1 pseudogene is annotated in these 210 nt (G+C 32.9%); it reads right to left on the reverse strand.

Annotated features, from left to right (window positions below):
• Positions 1 to 210 (reverse strand): annotated as a pseudogene (locus tag H5119_RS20385) (IS1634 family transposase); the annotation flags it as partial.

The raw sequence follows: 210 nt of genomic DNA on the forward strand, positions 1-210 counted from the left end.
TTTTTCTTTTTTCATATTCGCTCTCATTCGTCTTTGCGCGATTGAATAAACTAACAATGAAAGTGTCATCACCATCAACAGAGCATCTATTCTACTTGGCTTTTTGATAAATAATGATGAAACAAAAAACAAGGGGTCTTTTAAAAACCTAAACCCTTTTTCTACTTCAGATTGTGCTTTGTAATGCTTAAGTAAACCTACTGGTGAAAG

Source organism: Pseudoalteromonas sp. SG45-5 (assembly GCF_014164085.1).
GTDB classification, from domain to species: Bacteria; Pseudomonadota; Gammaproteobacteria; order Enterobacterales; family Alteromonadaceae; genus Pseudoalteromonas; species Pseudoalteromonas aliena.